At 56.9% G+C, this 14,181-nt stretch carries 12 protein-coding genes and 1 tRNA gene; 8 read left to right on the top strand and 5 right to left on the bottom strand.

All coding sequences use genetic code 11. The features are described from left to right. Window positions 1-13: 13 nt before the first annotated feature. Window positions 14-985 carry a TRAP transporter substrate-binding protein gene (locus JNX03_RS12530; protein ID WP_203209365.1) on the bottom strand — a complete coding sequence of 324 codons (972 nt, stop codon included), beginning with the start codon at window positions 983-985 and terminating at the stop codon, window positions 14-16. Between the two features lie 71 nt (window positions 986-1,056). Then, window positions 1,057-1,953, bottom strand: coding sequence for an NAD(P)-dependent oxidoreductase (locus tag JNX03_RS12525; protein ID WP_203209364.1), 897 nt, complete (start codon window positions 1,951-1,953; stop codon window positions 1,057-1,059). A 134-nt stretch (window positions 1,954-2,087) separates the two neighbouring features. On the opposite strand from JNX03_RS12525, the gene JNX03_RS12520 reads away from it, so the two are divergent. Genes JNX03_RS12520 through JNX03_RS12510 form a run of 3 tightly spaced genes read left to right on the top strand, consistent with a single transcriptional unit; the run spans window position 2,088 to window position 6,009 of the window. Then, window positions 2,088-2,831 carry a FadR/GntR family transcriptional regulator gene (locus JNX03_RS12520; RefSeq protein WP_203209363.1) on the top strand — a complete coding sequence of 248 codons (744 nt, stop codon included), beginning with the start codon at window positions 2,088-2,090 and terminating at the stop codon, window positions 2,829-2,831. 18 nt (window positions 2,832-2,849) lie between these two features. Then, a complete protein-coding gene (locus JNX03_RS12515; protein ID WP_203209362.1) occupies window positions 2,850-4,496 on the top strand; it encodes a thiamine pyrophosphate-binding protein in 1,647 nt (548 codons plus the stop codon). 19 nt (window positions 4,497-4,515) lie between these two features. Then, entirely contained in the window at window positions 4,516-6,009 is a 1,494-nt protein-coding gene (locus JNX03_RS12510; protein WP_231024194.1) for an aldehyde dehydrogenase (NADP(+)), read from the top strand. A gap of 380 nt (window positions 6,010-6,389) precedes the next feature. Here the strand turns inward: JNX03_RS12510 and JNX03_RS12505 are convergent, their stop codons facing one another. Both JNX03_RS12505 and JNX03_RS12500 read right to left on the bottom strand, forming a co-directional pair. Beyond that, entirely contained in the window at window positions 6,390-7,631 is a 1,242-nt protein-coding gene (locus JNX03_RS12505; protein WP_203209361.1) for a hypothetical protein, read from the bottom strand. 339 nt (window positions 7,632-7,970) lie between these two features. After that, a tRNA-Arg gene (locus JNX03_RS12500) sits at window positions 7,971-8,047 on the bottom strand. Window positions 8,048-8,171: 124 nt separating this feature from the next. On the opposite strand from JNX03_RS12500, the gene JNX03_RS12495 reads away from it, so the two are divergent. Then, on the top strand, window positions 8,172-9,209 hold the full coding sequence (locus tag JNX03_RS12495) for a LacI family DNA-binding transcriptional regulator (protein ID WP_203209360.1): 1,038 nt from the start codon (window positions 8,172-8,174) through the stop codon (window positions 9,207-9,209). 1 nt (window position 9,210) lies between these two features. Next, window positions 9,211-10,410, top strand: coding sequence for a winged helix-turn-helix domain-containing protein (locus tag JNX03_RS12490; protein WP_203209359.1), 1,200 nt, complete (start codon window positions 9,211-9,213; stop codon window positions 10,408-10,410). A 12-nt stretch (window positions 10,411-10,422) separates the two neighbouring features. Here JNX03_RS12490 and JNX03_RS12485 read toward each other — a convergent pair whose 3' ends face one another. Beyond that, window positions 10,423-11,118, bottom strand: a complete 696-nt coding sequence (locus JNX03_RS12485) for an aspartate/glutamate racemase family protein (protein ID WP_203209358.1) — start codon at window positions 11,116-11,118, stop codon at window positions 10,423-10,425. A 170-nt stretch (window positions 11,119-11,288) separates the two neighbouring features. On the opposite strand from JNX03_RS12485, the gene JNX03_RS12480 reads away from it, so the two are divergent. The 3 genes from JNX03_RS12480 to JNX03_RS12470 all read left to right on the top strand — a co-directional run bounded on the left by JNX03_RS12480 (window position 11,289) and on the right by JNX03_RS12470 (window position 14,178). Next, window positions 11,289-12,527: an NAD(P)/FAD-dependent oxidoreductase gene (locus JNX03_RS12480; protein WP_203209357.1), complete on the top strand. Its 1,239-nt coding sequence runs from the start codon at window positions 11,289-11,291 to the stop codon at window positions 12,525-12,527. A gap of 31 nt (window positions 12,528-12,558) precedes the next feature. After that, window positions 12,559-13,548, top strand: coding sequence for a TRAP transporter substrate-binding protein (locus JNX03_RS12475; RefSeq protein ID WP_203209356.1), 990 nt, complete (start codon window positions 12,559-12,561; stop codon window positions 13,546-13,548). Between the two features lie 105 nt (window positions 13,549-13,653). Then, window positions 13,654-14,178: a TRAP transporter small permease gene (locus tag JNX03_RS12470; protein ID WP_203209355.1), complete on the top strand. Its 525-nt coding sequence runs from the start codon at window positions 13,654-13,656 to the stop codon at window positions 14,176-14,178. The last annotated feature ends 3 nt before the right edge of the window (window positions 14,179-14,181 follow it).

Genomic DNA, 14,181 nt, shown 5'->3' with positions numbered 1-14,181 from the left:
GGCAACCTATGGGTTACTTCAGGAAGCTGAGGAAGGTGTCCATGTTCTCCTTGCCGGAGAACTTGGCAACCCGCGCCCGCGCTGGGCCCATGAGGGCTGCAAAGGGGGCGAGATCCGGACGTGTCACGGCCATGCCAGCCGCTTCAAGCGCCGCGATCTCGTCTTCTTCTTGAGCGATCACAGCGGCGCGCATCATGTCGCCCGCGCGTTTGCTTTCTTCACGCAGAATGGTCTGCTGCGCTGGGGTGAGCGCGTCAAAGACGTCCTTGTTGATGACATGCACCATGGAATTGTAGACGTGGCGCGTGACGGCAAGATTGGTTTGGAAATCATTCAGCTTGAAGTGATAGATGACGCCAATCGGGTTTTCCTGCCCGTCAACAACACCCTGATTCAATGCATTGGGAAGTTCGGGGAAGGCAATTTGCGTTGTCGCCGCGCCTAGCCCTTCCATGGCCGCTACAATTTGCAACTCTGACGGGGTGCGCAGTTTCAAACCTGCAACATCGCTGGGTGAATTGATCGGGCGAACGGAGTTGGTGATGTTGCGAAATCCGTATTCCCAGTTCGACAGCATAACGAGGCCCTGCTTTTCGAGCTTGGGCGCGGCCCAGTCCATGAACGGGCCATCGAGGATCGCATGCGCTTCTTCATAGCTGGAGAAAGCGAATGGCGTCATCACCGTGCCAAATGCCTTTTCGTATTTGTCGAGCGCACCCTGCGTAGGCAGGTTCATTTCGATGGCACCGAGAACAGTTTGCTCAAGCTGCTCTGGCGGGCTGCCAAGCTGGTTGGCCGGGAAGAGTTCCACCGCGACGGCGCCATCCGTGCGCTCAGAAACCGCTTTGGCAAAGGCCTGCGCGGCGATGTGACCCGGATGCGCCTCGGCCGCGAAATGTGCGAGCCGCAGCGTGACATCCTGTGCGAACGCCGTTCCGGACATAAGCGCCGTTATCGCGCCGGTGATGAGTAGTTTCTTGAGCATTTGGTTTCCTCCCGTAATGCAGTTATTGCGCCGCGCAGATGACCCATTGCGGCATGTGTTTGGGGCAAGGCCTATTGTGCCTCGGGCAGTTTCGCCTCGACCCCGGTTAGATCTTCGTATGCCTTGATGACGGCTGTGCAGCCTTCGTCGCCATGCCCCATGATCGAGGCCAGCGCGTAGGTTTGATGAACGGACTGCGCCATAAAGCCGGGCAGGCCTGCTTGTTCCAGCCATTCAGCGTAATAGCGAACGTCCTTTTGGGCGTTGGACAGGGACATATGCGGGGTAAAGTCCCGGAGCAGGGTCAATTCGCCATAAAGGTCCATCATCCCCGATTTCCCGCCAGCAGCGGAGATAATCCCGATGACCTTGCTCATATCGAGACCTTCTTTTGCCGCCAGCGCGAAGCCTTCGCAGAAGGTCGCGACATTGGCGAAGGCGATGTAATTGTGGATCAACTTGAGGCGGATCGCATGACCGGCGGGCCCGACATGAAAAATGTTTTCGGCATAGGTTTCAAATACCGGGCGAAGATGTTCGATCAGGTCTTCGTCACCACCAAACAGGATGTTGACCTCTCCGCGGTCGGCGTGTGCCGGGGTGCGCGTCATCGGCGCTTCGGCGTAGCGGACACCGACGGCGTCGCATTGTGCACGCATGAGGTCTACGTGTTCGGCAGATACGGTTGTGTGATCTACCAGAACGTCGCCAGGGGACATGTGTGACAGTGCGCCATCCGGGCCCAAAGCTATGCCTTGCACTGCCTCGGCTGTGGTGACGCAGATCATCAATACATTGCAGTCAGAAGCCATCTGCGCGGCTGTGCTTCCTTCCTTCGCCCCCAGACCTACGGCGTGATCAACGCGCGCTTGATCCAGATCCGAAACTGTTATGTCGACACCTTTTGCCGCCATGTTCTTGGCCAGTCCACGCCCCATGCCGCCAAGGCCAATCAACCCGATTCTCATATGTTTCTCCCAATTTCGTTCACCAAAGCATTAAAACAGTTGTCAGACAACCTGTTTTATCATATCCCATTTGATAATGGCTGTCAGAGACCCTATGCTAAGGACGCAACAGCCTTAATTTTGGAGAATTTTTGATGTCAGACAGTGCGAATCTTTTTGATCGGATCGATCGCCCGCGCCGTTTGCCGGACGAAGTCGCGGTTTCCATCATTGGTGCGATCGAGGGTGGGCAGTTGATGCCGGGCGATCGCTTGCCAACAGAATCGGAGCTGTCAAAGCGCTTTGGCGTGGCCCGAACCGTTGTGCGAGAGGCCATATCTCTGCTGCGTTATGATGGTATCGTGGATTCTCGGCGGGGCGTGGGTGCATTTGTCACGGACGCGTCGCAACGGGCCGCCTTTCGAATCAGCCCCGCCTGTTTTGAAAAGCGAAAGCAGATTGTTCAGCTCTTGCAGTTGCGCACAGGCGTTCAGGCAGGGGCCTCGGCATTGGCGGCAAGCACGCGCACATCCGATCAACTGGCGCAGATCGAAGCTGCCTTCAAGCGCATGGTTGTCGCAGACGAACGTGGCCCTTCTGATGCGCTCGAAGAGCGGGTCGATAGCGAACTGCTGCTTTATCGCTACATCACCGAGGCGTCGAACAATCCCTATTATGCCGAGGTCGTCGCGATGATCGAAGCAAACATCCAGAATAATCTGCGCTCAGCGTTCCTGAAAAACGCTGCGGCCTCGGAATTTGGGCCGGAGATTATTGCCGAACACAGCGCTGTGCTTGACGCTCTGCGTGCCGGAAACACGGAGGCCGCGCGCACGGCAACCCGCACCCGTTTTGAACGTGCTGCCGATCGATTGGCCGCGCGGGCCGATTTTGCTTGATACAAGGATATCCCGAAAATGACCGACGCTCCTTCCCCGCTGCACGGCGGCGCCCTTTTGACGCAATGCCTGGTGGCACAGGGGGTCGAGCGGGTGTTCTGCATTCCGGGCGAAAGCTTCTTGGCGGCGCTTGACGGGCTTTATGATGCCGATATCGATGTGGTCGTCGCCCGTCAGGAAGGCGGGGCCGCGATGATGGCCGAAGCGACCGGGAAACTCACCGGAAAGCCCGGTATTGCCTTTGTCACCCGTGGTCCGGGCGCAACAAATGCAAGTGCCGGTGTCCACATCGCCTTCCAGGACAGCACACCGATGATTCTATTTGTGGGGCAGGTCGCAAGTGACCAACGCGACCGCGAGGCGTTTCAGGAGGTGGACTATCGCGCGATGTTTGGTCCGCTGGCGAAATGGGTCGCCGAGATCGACCGCGCCGACCGCATCCCGGAATACATCAGCCACGCGTTTCATATCGCGCAATCCGGCAGGCCCGGCCCTGTGGTTCTCGCGCTTCCGGAGGATATGTTGTCTGGCGTTGCAGAAGGCGTACCGGTTCCGGCAGCAACATTGCCATCGGGCAAGGCCGCGGACACCGATCTAAGGGGTGTTGTGGAAAAATTGGCTACGGCCAAGCGACCGTTGATCATTGCAGGCGGGGCCAGTTGGGATGCGGAGGCAGCAGAGGCGCTTGGCACATTTGCAAAGCAGATGGGTTTGCCTGTCGGCGCATCCTTCAGGTGTCAGGATTTTCTCGACAACCGGCATCCAAACTATGTCGGCGATGTTGGGATCGGGATCAATCCGGACCTCGCGAAACGGGTGCAAGAGGCAGATTTGATTCTGGCCCTTGGTGCGCGGTTGGGTGAGATGACGACCTCTGGATATACGCTCTTGACCCCGCCTGTTTCACATCAGGAACTGATCCATATTCATGCAGACCCATCGGAAATCGGCCGAGTATATTACCCCACTTTGGCCGTCGTGGCCCAGCCGGGACCGGTTATCAAACAGCTCCGGGATATGTCCATTTCCCGCGAAGGTGGGGCATGGTTGACGGATGCGCGCGCGGCCTATGAGCAATGGCAAGAACCGCAAGAGACACCCGGCGCGCTTAAGATGGAGCAGGTGATTTCGCACCTGAACACGGCACTTTCCGACGATGCTATTCTGACCAATGGTGCGGGCAACTACTCTGCGTGGTTGCACCGGTATTACCGCTATCGTGGTTGGCGGACCCAGCTGGCGCCGACATCAGGCTCAATGGGCTATGGTTTGCCTGCGGCCATCGCGGCCAAGTTGCACCATCCAGAACGCGATGTGATTTGCCTTGCCGGTGACGGGTGTTTCCAAATGGTCAGCCAGGAATTTGGGACCGCATGCGAGCAGGGCGCGGCTGTGATCACCCTGGTTTCTGACAACGGTATGTATGGCACAATCCGGATGCATCAACAGCGCCATTATCCGGGGCGCCCGTCCGGAACAATGATGAAAAATCCCGATTTCGCAGCGCTGGCAAAAGCCTATGGCGGTTTCGGTGCGACCGTAACCACCACCGAGGCCTTTGGCCCCGCGCTGACTGCGGCCCGTGAAAGCGGCCTGCCTGCTATCCTTCATCTGAAACTCGACCCTGCCGCGCTGTCGCCAAAGATGCGCCTTGAGGGACATTAAACCAAATTGGAGATCCCTCGTGATTGAACCAACAGGCCAACACCTGATCGATGGAGATTGGGTCAGTTCTGACGCCAAATTCACAAGCAAACCACTGACCGGGCACGGTGTTGAGGTCAGCGAAGGTACCGCCGCAGAGGTAGACCGGGCAGCGATGGCCGCAGAGGCCTGTTTTGCCAGCGTGAACGCGATGCCGGTAGAGCGCCACGCCGCTTTGTTGCGCAGGATTGCGGCGCATATCGACGCCCAGGCTGGCGCAATAACAGCCTATGGAATGGCAGAAACTGGCCTTCCCAGCGGGCGTTTGGTGGGGGAACGTGGCAGAACTGTCGGGCAGCTGCGCATGTTTGCCGATTACATTGAAAGCAGAGATCATCTGGATCAACGCCATGATCCCGCACAGCCGGATCGAAGCCCCATGCCCGCCCCTGATCTGCGCTTGGTGCAGCGTCCCGTTGGTCCGGTCGCTGTGTTTGGCGCCTCCAATTTCCCACTGGCATTCTCAACCGCCGGCGGCGACACGGCATCAGCATTGGCCGCCGGATGCCCGGTCATTGTGAAAGGTCATCCAGCCCACCCAGCCACGGGTGAAATCGTTGCACGCGCCATTGGGGCCGCCGTCGCCGCCGAAGGTTATCCCGCAGCGATGTTTCAAATGATCCAGGGCAGCACCCATGATCTGGGCCGCGCAATGGTTGAGCATCCTCTGATAAGCGCCGTGGGCTTTACCGGCTCGCTAGGGGCCGGGCGGGCACTGTTCGACCTTTGTGCAAGAAGGCCGGTTCCAATCCCATTTTTCGGAGAGCTTGGATCCATCAACCCGGTTTTTGTTTTGCCGTACGCCTTGGCAGCACGAGGCACCGACATTGCCAAGGCCTGGGCGGCTTCACTGACCATGGGCGTGGGGCAATTTTGCACCAATCCCGGCTTGATCGTATTGCCCGAAGGGCCACAGGGCGATGCATTTCTTGCTGATGCAGTGGCGGCTCTCCAAGAGGTCGCGCCCCAGCCGATGCTGACATCTGGAATTGCCGATGACTTCTCCCTTAAGACACAAAAAATCGCGCAGATGAGCAGATTGGCGTTTCAAGGTCAAACCAAAAACCGTCAGGTGACGCCATTCGTCAGTTCCGTAGCTGCGTCGGAATATCGTGCCAACCCAGCGCTGCGCCATGAGGTGTTTGGACCCTTCGGATTGATCGTGCGTTCACCTGATCCGGAAACGACGCTGTCATTGGCCGATGAGCTGGAGGGTCAATTGACCTGCACCTTGCACGTGGATGAAGAAGACGCCCCACAGGCCCGCAAACTGCTTGCCATCCTGGAGCGAAAAGCGGGCAGAATTCTCGCCAACGGATTTCCGACCGGAGTAGAAGTAGCATCCGCGATGGTGCATGGCGGGCCATATCCAGCCTCAACGAATTTTGGGCATACGTCAGTTGGCCCCATGGCCATCCGCCGTTGGATGCGACCCGTCTGCTATCAGGACATGCCCGACTATCTTGTGATATGAACCCCAGTTTTCCGAGAACGACCGCGAAAGGCCAAATCCCGGTTTTACCTGATCCTAAACCGGAATTTCGCAGCACCCTTTCTAGGAGAACTCGGACGATCTTGGGGCTGATCTCGAGGGATCGCCTGCCGGTTCGCATTGCCTAGTGAGAATGCGATACCGATAAATGCCGCCCATCCAACAGTCCAGCACATCGGTGCCTTTCGCGTCATCCGTCGCTATGGACAAGGCTGGCGACCCCGGCAGGATTCGAACCTGCAACTTAGGAGGGGGCATGCTTGCTCGATTTTTGTGAGTCAGATTAGTTGGTTACACGAGGACATGGACAGGACTGCACGGATTTTGCACGTAATACGAACAGTCCATGTCATGCAAACCGCCTATCTGTCCTCTGGCATCCAGACGAGTTCTTCAGGAACACTACTACCTGCCTCAGAGAACAGGAGTTCCCAAAAATCATTCATGATCATCTCAGTAGGATAGTCTGCAGTAATGGTTTTTCGCAGATTTACTTCACTTTGATAGATAGGACCGACAAATGTTTCAAAATACGCGCGACTTCTCGCAAGCTGCACGCCGTCTGCTCCGGAAAATCCCATTTCAACAATGTACTGATCGCCATAGCCTAATTCCGACGCCAAACGTCGGATGCTATTTATCGATCTAATGTATTCACGTTGGATAGCTCCCGTGGGTAGGTAGGCAAAATATTCTTCGTCATCGTCTTCTGGGTTATTGGTTATTGACGAATAGTACGCGTCAATTCCCCAAATTTCGCGGTTCCGAAACACCTGCGTCATACCCATGAGTTCACCGTCATGCGCCACGCAATGAGATGCCGCCCCCCATTTGTTGCGCGTTCGGCTGTAGCCACCTTCTGACAGAAGCGGCATCAACTTGGCCGTCGCGTCCTCCGCTTCCCGCGATGATAGTTCTGGCAGGGCACTGATTGGAATGCACCGGAAGTAAAGAACTCGAACCGCATTGAAGAATACGTCATGGCTTTGCCTGCGCCCGTTACTGGGAACCAGCGGCTCGCTTGGTTCCCAAAACATGCCTTTTAGCCGTGTACTAGGGGTTTCCACATGGGCGGCCATCGGCTCAATAACTGGATTTTGTAGATACAAATTAAGAATACCAACAAGCTGTTGGACGAGATCTTTTTGAGCTTTGGCAAGAGATTTGGCGTCAGATCCAGGTTCAAGATGATACTTGACCGGGTGTCGCCGTATCCTGAGATCAAAAGGTAATTGTTCCGGCGTCCCAAAATAGGTGTTCATGATTTTTAGCACAGCTTCGTCACCGGGTTTTGCGTATGCAAAACCCAATTCAATTGCCACGTTGCTGTTAATATGACGTTTCTCGCCCTTTCCCGAGGCGACCAGTGAGACATCAGTTACCACAATATCTGAAGCGGCGATTTTGTCGAAGATCACTCGCGCTACCTCTGGCGAGCCTAAGACCCCCTGCGTGTCCTGATCAATCTTAAGTCCTTCACGCTCCGATTCAGATACTTTTGATTCAGCACTGATTTCATTGATTGCATCATTCAGGGCGTCGAAAATGAAATCTTTGTTAACTTTGCGTGGAGCATCAACCTGCCAAGAGTAGAAAATTTTCATTGCCAACGCGCCTTTCGCTAAAGCAGAAATTTTCTCTGGATTTCTATACATTTGAACCCATTGCACAACAGGCATCGACGGAAGAAAAGGCTTCTTTCTTGTGTACTGACCTCAAGATGAACATCAGGTTCGTCCAACGCATGATCGATACCCTCAAGGGGCCTCGTACTCAAATACGCTCTTCCTTCGAGAACGAACGCGGAACCGACTGCACGGATTTTGCACGGAAAATCCGTGCAGTTTGCAGGAATTCACACGAAAATGCGGTAAAACGCAGTAAAAGGTGAAAATCACCTTACTCCACAATCCAACAAAAAATGTTTAATTTCAATGATTTATTGGCGACCCCGGCAGGATTCGAACCTGCAACCTGCCCCTTAGGAGGGGGCTGCTCTATCCAGTTGAGCCACGGGGCCAGCAGGCTTGGGTTTAGCCCAGCGTTCGGGGCTTGTCATCGGCATATTGCATTGGGTGCAGGCGGCGCTTGATCGTGAGGGGTGCTTCGCGGTAACTGTTTCATATGCATTCAGGAATAGAAATTTGAACACACCCCCAAAACGCCCGCTGACCCTTCGTGATGTATCCGATGCCTGCGGCGTCTCTGAAATGACCGTCAGCCGGGTGTTGCGCAATCGCGGTGATGTGTCTGAAGCAACACGGAAAAAGGTGCTGACCGCGGCCAAGGAACTGGGTTATGTGCCGAACCAGATTGCCGGATCATTGGCCAGCCAACGGGTCAATTTGGTGGCGGTGATCATTCCGTCCCTGTCCAACATGGTCTTCCCGGAGGTTTTGAACGGCGTCAATCAGGTGTTGGAAGACACGCCATTGCAGCCTGTGGTTGGCGTGACCGACTATTTGCCTGAGAAAGAAGAGCGGGTGCTTTACGAGATGCTGTCGTGGCGTCCGTCCGGGGTGATTATTGCGGGGCTGGAGCATTCTGAAGCGACGCGGGCGATGTTGCGCAATGCGGGTATTCCGGTGGTTGAGATCATGGACACCGATGGCCGGCCTGTAGACGCGATGGTGGGGATCTCGCACCGCCGCGCGGGGCGCGAGATGGCCAATGCTATCCTGAAAGAGGGATATGAGCACATCGGGTTTATGGGCACCAAAATGCCGTTGGACCATCGGGCGCGCAAGCGGTTCGAGGGGTTTACCGAAGGATTGGCAAAGGCTGGCATAGAGATCGAGGACCGCGCTTTTTATTCCGGCGGGTCGGCGTTGGCCAAGGGTCGCGAGATGACACAGGAGATGCTTGAACGCTCTCCCGATCTGGATTTTCTGTATTACTCCAATGATATGATCGGCGCGGGCGGGTTGTTGTACCTGATTGATCAAGGCGTCGATATCCCCGGCCAGATCGGTCTGGCTGGCTTTAACGGAGTTGAGCTGTTGCAAGGATTGCCGCGCCAGTTGGCGACCATGGATGCCTGCCGCGCCGAGATCGGGCAGGCGGCGGCGCGGATTATCTTAAACCAGACCATGGATGAGCCGGATCCGGACATGCCGCAGCAGGTTACACTGACGCCAACGTTGTCATTTGGTGATACGCTGCGCCGCCATCGCAAAAGATAACATGCTGACCCTTTCCAACAGTGCCGCGCGGCGCGTGTTTCTTGACCGGCACCACCTGTCCGGTCTGCCGCAAGGGCCGGGCAAGGGCGATGATCTGCTTGGCCTGATCGAAAATCTTGGCTTTGTGCAACTCGACAGCATCAACACGGTTGCGCGCGCGCATGATCTGATCCTGTTTGCCCGGCGGCAGCGGTATCGGCCCAAGGCGCTCAAGTCCCTTTATGAGAAAGACCGCGCGTTGTTTGAGCATTGGACCCATGACGCGGCTGTGGTTCCGATGTCCTATTACCCCTATTGGCACCTGCGGCGGCAGCGCGATGCGGAGCGTTTGCGCGGCCACTGGCGTGACGGGCGGCGTGCGGGGTTCGAGGCGTGTTTTCAGGCGGTTTTGGATCAGATCAAGTCTGACGGCCCGGTGTGTTCTGCCGATGTGGGCAAGGATGAAAAACGCGGATCAGGTGGCTGGTGGGATTGGCATCCATCCAAGACCGCGTTGGAATATCTGTGGCGCAGTGGGGCGTTGTGCGTTGTCGGGCGCGAGGGGTTTCAGAAACGCTATGACCTGACCGAGCGGGTGCTGGAACAGCATCTGTGTGACGTCTCGAATGCCCCTGATTTGGACGAGACGATTGATTGGTGTTGCGATCAGGCGCTTGAACGGCTGGGTTTTGCCACGCATGGAGAACTGGCCGCGTTCTGGGCGCATATCACCCCGGCCGAGGCGCAGGGGTGGTGCAAGGCAGAATTGGCGGCAGGGCGGCTTGAGCAGGTTCAGATCACGGGTGTGGATGGCAGCCTCAAGATGGCCTATGCGCGGCCTGGTCTGGCCGATGATCCAGCAATTGACCAACCTCCGACAAGTCGTCTGCGGGTGCTCAGCCCATTCGATCCGGCCCTGCGAGATCGCAAGCGGGCGGAGCGGTTGTTCGGCTTTGACTACCGGATTGAGGTGTTCGTTCCCGCGGCGAAACGCAAGTATGGGTATTACGTTTTCCCGATCCTGCAGGGCGATCGATTGGTTGGGCGCGTCGATATGAAAGCCTTTCGCGATGAAGATGTGCTGCGGGTGCGGGCGCTTTGGCCGGAGGATAAGGTCAAATGGGGCAGTGGCCGGATCGCCGCGTTCGAAGCAGAACTTGAGCGGATCAAAAGGCTGGCGGGTGTGAGCGGTGTCGCGTTCGAGGATGACTGGCTGCGCTAGTCGCGGTTAAGGCTAGCCAAATTCGCGTGGCCGCAAACCTTCGTGAAACCACAGCAGATAGCTGTAGATAGAAAAGACGGGCCTTTGGGTGGCGGCGGCGATGGCTGCGGAATAGGGCACCATATTTGTACATTCCAGAATGATCGCGCCAACATCGGGGTGATCGGTCACAAGGGCCATGGCCGCGCTTACCAGATCGGCACGGGCGGCGGGCACATCCAAACTGGGTTGGTTGCCCAAAATCGTCTGGGAAAAGCTGCTGCCGTCAGTGCCTTGAACTGACGCGTCCTCGGGGACGCCTGCCGCGGCAAGGTGAGCGGGTGTCAGGGTGCGAGCCGAGATGGTCAGCACGCCAATGGTTTGGCCGGGGGGCAACATGGCTTGTATCTGTGCCGCCTGTTCAAGCGCGGAGGCGGCCACTGGAACCCCTATTTCTGCCGCAAGGCGGGGCCGGATCAGGGAAAGAAATCCGCACGTGGTGGCGATGCCGCTGCACCCTGACGCGACCAATTCTTGACCCGCGGCCACAAAGGCCTGCACAAATGGTTCAACGTCGTCACAGACGATGGCCTCAGGTGTGGCACCTTCAACCACTGCAAATTTCACCGCAAACGGCCAGGTGTCAGGGTTTCCAACATCGCCGGGGATTCGCGGAAATCTGGTGTCCAGCATCAGGATACCGAGGCGTGCGTTGTCTTTGTTGTTCATGTGCCTGTCCCGCCAAAGCCCAGCAAACACTGCGGTTTCGTGCCAATTCATACAAGAGAAAATTCAAACAATTACAAAATACAAACAAATTGTTGACGTTTTGATATTTTTGATAAGAATGGAGGCAGGGAGAACGTCATGAACAGAACAAATTGCACCGGGCTTGCGATGTGACCGGCCATTGCGTTGTCATAGGGGCGGGCATCGTCGGCGTGTCCACGGCGATCTGGCTGCGCCGCGCTGGCGTGGAGGTGACGGTGATTGACCGGGGTGCGCCCGGCACGGGCACTTCTCACGGCAATGCAGGTGTGCTGGCGTCATGCGCGATGGTGCCGGTCACAGGACCAGGGCTGCTACGAAAAGCGCCGGGAATGTTGCTGGATCGGGATTTCCCATTGTTTCTGCGCTGGTCCTATCTGCCGCGCCTGCTGCCATGGCTGCGCAAGTATCTGGCGGTGGCCAATGATACCGACACACGCCGGATCGCCAAAGGGCTCACCACGATCACCGGCGATTCCGTAGAGCAGCACAAAAGCCTGTGTGATGAACTTGGTCTCGGTGATTGGGTCAGCGAAAGCGAATATTGCTTTGCCTATAACAGTCGCGCGGCCTTTGAGGCGGAACACTACGTTTGGGAGCTGCGCAAAGAGGCGGGGTTTGAGCCGCGCCTGATCGAAGGGGCTGAGGTTCATGATTATGAGCCTGCCCTTGGCCCGCAGATCAACACTTTGGCGGTCATGAAAGACCACGGATTTATCCGCAGCCCCGGTGGCTATGTGCAGGCCTTGGCCAAAGCTTTTGAAGGGATGGGCGGCACCATCATGAAGTCGGAGGTCAAGGATTTTGACCTTTTCGGTGGGCAAGTGCGCGGCGTTCAGACTTCTGAAGGCACCGTCCCTTGCGATAATCTGGTGCTGGCGACAGGCGTTTGGTCCAAGCCGTTGATGAAGAAGCTGGGTCTGAACATTCCGCTTGAGGCCGAACGGGGCTATCATATCGTTTTTGAAGATGCATCCGGCGGACCAGCGCGGCCAACGATGATCGCCAGCGGAAAATTTGTGGCAACGCCCATGGAACAAGGTCTGCGCTGTGCGGGCATTGTGGAGTTGGGCGGGCTTGAGGCCGGACCATCGCCCGCCCCGCTGGCCTTGCTCAGGCGTCAGGCCAGGGCCGCCTTTCCGGGGCTGAAAGCGACAAATGAAATCGAATGGCTGGGGCACAGACCCGCCCCCAGTGACAGCCTGCCGTTGATCGGTGAGGTTGGAAACAGCCGGGTCTTTACGGCCTTCGGGCATCACCACATCGGGTTGACGGGCGGGCCAAAGACGGGCCGCCTTGTGGCCGGATTGATCACCGGGCAGGCCCCGAACACGGACCTGACCCCATATCACCCACAACGCTTTGATTAGTGTTCAAGACATCCAAAAAGGGAGAAACTCAATGAAACTGACAACAAGATTGATGGCAGGCGTGGCAACCGCCGCCGTGGCCCTGACAGCGGCGATGCCCGCAATGGCTGCTGAGAAATGGGATATGCCGATGGCCTATTCCGCGTCCAACTTCCATTCGGAGAATGGCGTCGCTTTTGCCGATTGTGTACGCGGCGCGACCAACGGCGATATTGATATCACTGTGCATCCGGGCGGTTCGCTGTTTGCTGGCGCAGACATCAAACGCGCAATCCAGACCGGTCAGGTCCAGATTGGTGAACGTCTGCTGTCTGGTCACCAGAATGAAAACGCGGTGTTCGGATTTGATTCCGTGCCGTTCCTTGCCCCGTCCTTTGAGGACAGCGCCAAGCTGTTCAAAGCGGCCAAGCCAAAGCTGGACGCGGTGCTGGACGAACAGAACCTTGTGATGCTCTATGCCGTGCCATGGCCACCACAGGGTCTGTATTTCAACAAGGAAGTGAACAGCGCTGCGGATATGCAGGGCATCAAGTTCCGGTCCTACAACAACGCCACTGCCCGACTGGCAGAGCTGACTGGCATGTTGCCCGTCACCATTGAGGCAGCAGAAATTTCCCAGGCGTTTGCGACAGGTGTGGCGGAATCGATGATTTCCTCCGGCGCGACCGGCTATGACCGCAAGGTGTGGGAAAGCCTGAGCCATTTTTATGAAGTCGATGCATGGCTGCCGTACAACTATGTGATGGTAAACAAAGATGTCTGGGCGGATGTGTCTGATGCCAACAAAACGGCAATCACAACCTGCGCTGGAGAAGCACAAGCGCGTGGTTTGCAGGCGTCCAAAGACTACACCCAGTTCACAATGGATGGTCTGGCCGCAGGCGGCATGACCGTTGGTCCAGCCGGAGACCAATTGATGGGCGATCTGCGTGCTGTGGGTGAAACCATGACCGCCGAATGGCTCGAAGCAGCAGGCGAAGATGGCGCGGCCATCGTGGATGCCTTCAAGTCCATGCAATAAGGCAACGCAGAAAACCACAAGAGGGCCGGTGCGCCGGCCCTCTTCGCGCCGCGCGCGCGGTGTTTTCTCATCACGGCAAAGCCATCTTTTGACAGGGGTCAGATCATGACATTCCTCCGACGGTTCCTCGATTTTCTGTATCTGGCATCCGGCGTTCTGGCCGCGCTATGCCTGATCTCGATCCTCAGCTTGATCGTGGCACAAATGCTGGCCCGCTGGATTGGCGAGATCTTTCCCGGTGCGCCCAGTTACGCCGGCTATGCCATGGCCGCGGCGAGCTTTTTTGCCTTTGCCAATGCTTTGAATCGCGGTGCGCACATCCGTGTATCCGTCCTGCTGAACGCCGTGCCACCCGGCCCGAAAAGGTTATTGGAGATCTGGTGCTTTGCGCTGGCGGCGGGGATCGCATGGTATTTCACTTATTACGCTTACTGGTTTGTCTACTGGTCGTGGAAATTCAAAGAGGTCTCACAAGGGCAGGACGCCACGCATTTGTGGATACCGCAATCGGTGATGGTTTTGGGGGGCGGCCTGTTGGCGATCGCGCTGACCGACAACTTGCTAAATGTGCTGTTCAAAGGTGAGCACCGCATCAGCCGCGACATCGTCGATCAGACGCACGGGGAATAAGAA

Source organism: Sulfitobacter mediterraneus (genome assembly GCF_016801775.1).
Taxonomy (GTDB): domain Bacteria; phylum Pseudomonadota; class Alphaproteobacteria; order Rhodobacterales; family Rhodobacteraceae; genus Sulfitobacter; species Sulfitobacter mediterraneus_A.
The sequence above is the reverse complement of the archived record's forward strand: the minus strand, read 5'-3'. Positions and strand labels throughout refer to the sequence as shown.

What these genes read in the sequence shown, in the direction of transcription:
- JNX03_RS12525 (WP_203209364.1), bottom strand. Translation starts at nt 1,953, where the DNA reads ATGAGAATCGGGTTGATTGGCCTTGGCGGCATGGGGCGTGGACTGGCC.
- JNX03_RS12530 (WP_203209365.1), bottom strand. Translation starts at nt 985, where the DNA reads ATGCTCAAGAAACTACTCATCACCGGCGCGATAACGGCGCTTATGTCC.
- JNX03_RS12505 (WP_203209361.1), bottom strand. Translation starts at nt 7,631, where the DNA reads ATGAAAATTTTCTACTCTTGGCAGGTTGATGCTCCACGCAAAGTTAAC.
- JNX03_RS12515 (WP_203209362.1), top strand. Translation starts at nt 2,850, where the DNA reads ATGACCGACGCTCCTTCCCCGCTGCACGGCGGCGCCCTTTTGACGCAA.
- JNX03_RS12520 (WP_203209363.1), top strand. Translation starts at nt 2,088, where the DNA reads ATGTCAGACAGTGCGAATCTTTTTGATCGGATCGATCGCCCGCGCCGT.
- JNX03_RS12475 (WP_203209356.1), top strand. Translation starts at nt 12,559, where the DNA reads ATGAAACTGACAACAAGATTGATGGCAGGCGTGGCAACCGCCGCCGTG.
- JNX03_RS12470 (WP_203209355.1), top strand. Translation starts at nt 13,654, where the DNA reads ATGACATTCCTCCGACGGTTCCTCGATTTTCTGTATCTGGCATCCGGC.
- JNX03_RS12490 (WP_203209359.1), top strand. Translation starts at nt 9,211, where the DNA reads ATGCTGACCCTTTCCAACAGTGCCGCGCGGCGCGTGTTTCTTGACCGG.
- JNX03_RS12485 (WP_203209358.1), bottom strand. Translation starts at nt 11,118, where the DNA reads ATGAACAACAAAGACAACGCACGCCTCGGTATCCTGATGCTGGACACC.